9 protein-coding genes are annotated in these 4,644 nt (G+C 45.6%); all 9 read right to left on the bottom strand.

The annotated features are described in order from the left end of the window. A partial coding sequence (rplP, locus tag CXF78_RS10700; protein ID WP_102036772.1) for a 50S ribosomal protein L16 occupies positions 1-254 on the bottom strand: 254 nt, incomplete at its 3' end. Between the two features lie 11 nt (positions 255-265). Beyond that, a complete protein-coding gene (gene rpsC, locus CXF78_RS10705) occupies positions 266-955 on the bottom strand; it encodes a 30S ribosomal protein S3 (RefSeq protein WP_011635645.1) in 690 nt (229 codons plus the stop codon). Between the two features lie 12 nt (positions 956-967). Beyond that, positions 968-1,300 carry a 50S ribosomal protein L22 gene (gene rplV, locus CXF78_RS10710; RefSeq protein WP_011635644.1) on the bottom strand — a complete coding sequence of 111 codons (333 nt, stop codon included), beginning with the start codon at positions 1,298-1,300 and terminating at the stop codon, positions 968-970. Between the two features lie 15 nt (positions 1,301-1,315). After that, positions 1,316-1,594 (bottom strand): 30S ribosomal protein S19, encoded by a 279-nt coding sequence (gene rpsS / locus CXF78_RS10715; RefSeq protein ID WP_006083596.1) that lies wholly within the window; start codon positions 1,592-1,594, stop codon positions 1,316-1,318. A 14-nt stretch (positions 1,595-1,608) separates the two neighbouring features. Beyond that, on the bottom strand, positions 1,609-2,433 hold the full coding sequence (gene rplB, locus CXF78_RS10720; RefSeq protein ID WP_011635643.1) for a 50S ribosomal protein L2: 825 nt from the start codon (positions 2,431-2,433) through the stop codon (positions 1,609-1,611). Positions 2,434-2,449: 16 nt separating this feature from the next. Beyond that, complete coding sequence (gene rplW / locus CXF78_RS10725) at positions 2,450-2,752, bottom strand: 50S ribosomal protein L23 (RefSeq protein WP_011635642.1); 303 nt, start codon at positions 2,750-2,752, stop codon at positions 2,450-2,452. Then, positions 2,749-3,354 (bottom strand): 50S ribosomal protein L4, encoded by a 606-nt coding sequence (gene rplD, locus CXF78_RS10730; RefSeq protein WP_011635641.1) that lies wholly within the window; start codon positions 3,352-3,354, stop codon positions 2,749-2,751. The genes rplW and rplD overlap by 4 nt, the downstream gene beginning before the upstream one ends. 17 nt (positions 3,355-3,371) lie before the next feature. After that, complete coding sequence (rplC, locus tag CXF78_RS10735; RefSeq protein WP_011635640.1) at positions 3,372-4,010, bottom strand: 50S ribosomal protein L3; 639 nt, start codon at positions 4,008-4,010, stop codon at positions 3,372-3,374. 27 nt (positions 4,011-4,037) lie between these two features. After that, positions 4,038-4,349: a 30S ribosomal protein S10 gene (gene rpsJ / locus CXF78_RS10740; RefSeq protein ID WP_011635639.1), complete on the bottom strand. Its 312-nt coding sequence runs from the start codon at positions 4,347-4,349 to the stop codon at positions 4,038-4,040. Positions 4,350-4,644 lie beyond the last annotated feature (295 nt).

Genomic DNA, 4,644 nt, shown 5'->3' on the forward strand with positions numbered 1-4,644 from the left:
CCTTTACCCATACGCACTTCAAGAGGCTTAGAGGTAATTGGCTTGTCAGGGAAAACTCGAATCCAAATTTGTCCTTGACGTTTAACATGACGTGTCATGGCACGACGTGCAGATTCGATTTGACGAGCAGTTAAACGGCCACGGCCGACTGCTTTCAAACCGAAAGTACCAAAGCTAACTTCAGTACCGTTCGCTAGACCACGGTTGCGGCCTTTGAACATCTTGCGAAACTTCATACGTTTAGGTTGCAGCATAAAAGTTTCTCCTATTTACCACGAGGCTTACGCTTAGGTTGCTGCTTAGGCTCTTCAATAGCAGGTACTAAACCGTCTAGAACTTCGCCTTTGAAGATCCAAACTTTAATACCAATCACACCGTATTGAGTGTGACTTTCTGCGGTTGAATAGTCGATATCAGCACGCAAAGTATGCAAAGGTACACGACCTTCACGATACCATTCTGCACGCGCAATTTCAGCGCCGCCTAAACGGCCGCTCACTTGAACTTTGATACCTTGAGCACCAATGCGCATTGCGTTTTGTACTGCGCGCTTCATAGCACGACGGAACATAACACGACGCTCTAACTGCTGAGCAATAGAGTCAGCAACGAGCTTAGCGTCTAATTCAGGCTTACGGATCTCAGCGATGTTGATTTGAGCAGTAGTACCAGTGATTTTAGACACATAGGCACGTAATACTTCAACGTCTTCACCTTTCTTACCAATCACAATGCCTGGACGGGCTGTGTGAATAGTAACGCGGATGCTTTTCGCTGGGCGTTCAATAACAATCTTAGATACTGATGCGGCTTTTAACTTTTCAGTTAAATATTGACGCACTTCCCAGTCGCTGTTCAGATTATTTGCATAGTCTGACTTATCTGCGTACCAGGTAGAGATCCAAGGCTTAGTGATACCCAGACGGATACCATTAGGATGTACTTTCTGTCCCATTGCTCTCTTCTCCTAGCGATCTGCTACAACCACAGTAATGTGACTGGTACGCTTCATGATACGATCAGCGCGGCCTTTAGCACGTGGCATGATACGCTTCATTGTTGGGCCTTCATCTACGAAGACGGCTCCAACTTTAAGCTCATCAATGTCAGCACCTTCGTTGTGTTCGGCGTTTGCGATAGCTGAGTCAAGTACTTTTTTTACTAGTACGGCGGCTTTCTTGGGGCTGAATGTCAAAATCTCGAGTGCCTTAGAAACAGGCAATCCGCGAATTTGATCAGCAACTAGACGGGCCTTCTGCGCAGACGTACGAGCAAAACGATGTTTAGCTAAAACTTCCATCTTATTCCTCCCGTATTAACGCTTCTTCGCTTTCTTATCTGCAGCATGGCCGCGATAAGTGCGAGTTGGTGAAAATTCACCAAGCTTGTGGCCGATCATTTCGTCAGTTACGAACACAGGTACGTGCTGACGACCATTATGGACAGCGATGGTCAACCCAATCATATTAGGGATGATCATTGAGCGACGAGACCAAGTCTTAATTGGCTTTTTGTCTCCCGCTTCCATCGCTTTCTCTACCTTCTTCAGCAAGTGCAGGTCAATGAAGGGACCTTTCTTGAGAGAACGTGGCATGGCGAATCCTCTTACTATTTATTACGACGACGTACGATGTACTTATCAGTGCGCTTGTTGCTACGAGTTTTATAACCCTTAGTCGGCACACCCCATGGACTCACTGGATGACGTCCACCAGAAGTACGGCCTTCACCACCACCATGTGGATGGTCTACTGGGTTCATTGCAACACCTCGAACTGTAGGGCGTACGCCTCTCCAGCGCTTAGCACCTGCTTTGCCTAACTGGCGTAGCATGTGCTCGGCATTACCAACTTCACCAAATGTCGCGCGGCAATCTACTGGAACTTTACGCATTTCGCCAGAGCGAAGACGTAGAGTTGCATAAGCACCATCACGAGCAACAACTTGTACATAAGCACCAGCTGAACGTGCGATTTGAGCGCCTTTACCAGGCTTCATTTCGACAGCGTGTACAACACTACCTACTGGAATGTTGCGTAACGGTCTAGCGTTACCAGTCTTGATTTCTGCATCCAAGCCAGATTGGATTGGGTCGCCAGCTTTCATGCCTTTTGCAGCAAGAATATAACGACGCTCACCATCTGCATACAGTACTAGCGCGATGTGCGCTGTACGGTTTGGATCGTATTCAAGACGTTCAACTTTCGCAGGGATACCATCTTTGTTGCGTTTGAAGTCAACAATACGATAGTGCTGCTTATGTCCACCACCTACGTGGCGTACAGTGATACGGCCAGTATTATTACGGCCACCACTTTTAGTTTTTTTCGCCAACAGGCCAGCAAAAGGTTTACCCTTATGCAGGTCCGTATTCACCACTTTAACTACGTGGCGACGACCTGGAGAGGTTGGCTTACACTTAATAACTGCCATGATAATTCTCCTTTGCTTATTCAGCGCCGCCGACGAAATCGATTTCAGCACCAGCAGCTAAAGTAACATAAGCTTTTTTCCAATCGATACGACGACCTACACGGCCACCGGTACGCTTGGTTTTGCCTTTATTAACTAAAGTGCGAACAGAATCAACTTCAACTTCAAATAGCTTCGCTACTGCAGCTTTAATCTCTGCTTTAGTTGCATCGATGGCTACGCGGAAAACTACAGTGTTGTTTTTCTCAGCAAGCACAGTACTCTTTTCAGAGATATGTGGACCAAGAATAACTTTTAGCAAACGTTCTTCGCGGATCATGCTAGCATCTCCTCGATTTGCTTCACTGCATCAGCAGTAACAAGAACAGTGTTGAATGCAATTAGACTAACTGGGTCAAGACCCGCTACGTCACGCACGTCAACTTTGTATAAATTGCGAGCTGCTAAGAATAAATTCTCATCAACTTCAGCTGTAACAATTAGAACATCTTCTAAGTTCATTGCTTTTAATTTAGCTTTCAGCTCTTTAGTTTTAGGAGCTTCAACACCAAACGATTCAACAACAACTAGACGCTCTTGACGTACCAATTCAGAGAATATGCTCTTTAGAGCACCACGGTACATCTTTTTGTTAACTTTTTGGCTGTGATCTTGTGTTTTAGCAGCGAATGTTACGCCACCGCCACGCCAGATTGGGCCTTTAACACTACCGGCACGAGCGCGGCCTGTGCCTTTCTGGCGCCAAGGCTTTTTGCCTGAGCCAGTTACTTCCGCACGAGTCTTTTGAGCACGAGTGCCCTGACGCGCGTTTGCAGCATATGCTACAACTACCTGATGAACCAATGCCTCGTTAAAGTCACGGCCGAAGGTAGTTTCGGAAACTTCAAGAGCGCTCTGGGCGTCTTTCAATACCAATTCCATTACTATCTCCTCAGACCTTAAGCTTTAACTGCTGGCTTGATAATCAAGTCACCATTGGTAGCGCCTGGAACTGCGCCGCGTACTAATAACAAGTTACGCTCTGCATCAACACGTACTACGTGTAGATTTTGAGTTGTTACTTGCTCAGCACCCATATGGCCTGACATTTTCTTGCCTTTGAATACACGACCAGGCGTTTGGTTCTGACCGATAGAACCATTCGAACGGTGTGCCAAAGAGTTACCGTGTGTCATATCTTGAGTACGGAAGTTCCAACGCTTAACGCCGCCTTGGAAACCTTTACCTTTTGATTGACCAGTAACATCAACTTTCACTGTATCAGCGAAAATATCAACATTAATTTCAGCACCAACTTCAATGCCTTCGCCTTCACCATCTGCTAAACGCATTTCCCACAAACCACGACCGGCTTCTACGCCGCCCTTGGCAAAGTGACCTGCTTCTGCTTTAGTGATGCGATTGGCTTTTTTGGTACCAGTAGTCACTTGAAGTGCACGATAACCGTCAGTTTCTAAAGTTTTCACTTGAGTAACACGGTTGCCTGCAATCTCGATTACTGTTACAGGGATTGACGTACCATCTTCAGTGAAGATGCGAGTCATACCCACTTTACGACCAATAAGACCGATAGCCATCTCTCAAACCTCTTCTAAGGATCTCAATTAACCTAAGCTAATCTGAACGTCGACACCAGCCGCAAGATCTAAACGCATTAATGCGTCTACAGTCTTTTCTGTTGGCTCTACGATGTCAACTAAACGCTTGTGGGTACGAATTTCGTACTGATCACGAGCATCTTTATTAACGTGCGGAGAGATCAAAACGGTATAACGCTCTTTGCGTGTTGGTAGTGGAATAGGACCACGTACCTGCGCGCCTGTACGCTTAGCAGTTTCAACGATTTCCGCTGTAGACTGATCAATTAAACGATGATCAAAGCCTTTCAAGCGGATACGGATTCTTTGGTTCTGCATTGACCAGAGCTCCTAAAATGGACATATAAAAAATCACCCTCTAGCTTCTTCCTAATGGAAAAGCAGAGCGAGATGATTTAACCGTTCGACTCCCAATCGGAGTCGCTGTGAAAATGAGTAACCTACTTGGTTAAACATTATAATTTACGCTGACTAGTCAGCGAGTGGGCAATTATACAGATCTTCTTTCTAAGATCAAGCCCATTGTGTAAATAGTCTTCTAAAAGTCTTCTTACAATCAACTGCCGCGCATTTTACACATTTTATATGTTAATGCTACTAATGATTGTTACTT

The organism is Shewanella sp. 11B5 (assembly GCF_002836795.1).
Lineage (GTDB): Bacteria > Pseudomonadota > Gammaproteobacteria > Enterobacterales > Shewanellaceae > Shewanella > Shewanella frigidimarina.

What these genes read in the sequence shown, in the direction of transcription:
- rpsC (WP_011635645.1), bottom strand. Translation starts at nt 955, where the DNA reads ATGGGACAGAAAGTACATCCTAATGGTATCCGTCTGGGTATCACTAAG.
- rplV (WP_011635644.1), bottom strand. Translation starts at nt 1,300, where the DNA reads ATGGAAGTTTTAGCTAAACATCGTTTTGCTCGTACGTCTGCGCAGAAG.
- rpsS (WP_006083596.1), bottom strand. Translation starts at nt 1,594, where the DNA reads ATGCCACGTTCTCTCAAGAAAGGTCCCTTCATTGACCTGCACTTGCTG.
- rplB (WP_011635643.1), bottom strand. Translation starts at nt 2,433, where the DNA reads ATGGCAGTTATTAAGTGTAAGCCAACCTCTCCAGGTCGTCGCCACGTA.
- rplW (WP_011635642.1), bottom strand. Translation starts at nt 2,752, where the DNA reads ATGATCCGCGAAGAACGTTTGCTAAAAGTTATTCTTGGTCCACATATC.
- rplD (WP_011635641.1), bottom strand. Translation starts at nt 3,354, where the DNA reads ATGGAATTGGTATTGAAAGACGCCCAGAGCGCTCTTGAAGTTTCCGAA.
- rplC (WP_011635640.1), bottom strand. Translation starts at nt 4,010, where the DNA reads ATGGCTATCGGTCTTATTGGTCGTAAAGTGGGTATGACTCGCATCTTC.
- rpsJ (WP_011635639.1), bottom strand. Translation starts at nt 4,349, where the DNA reads ATGCAGAACCAAAGAATCCGTATCCGCTTGAAAGGCTTTGATCATCGT.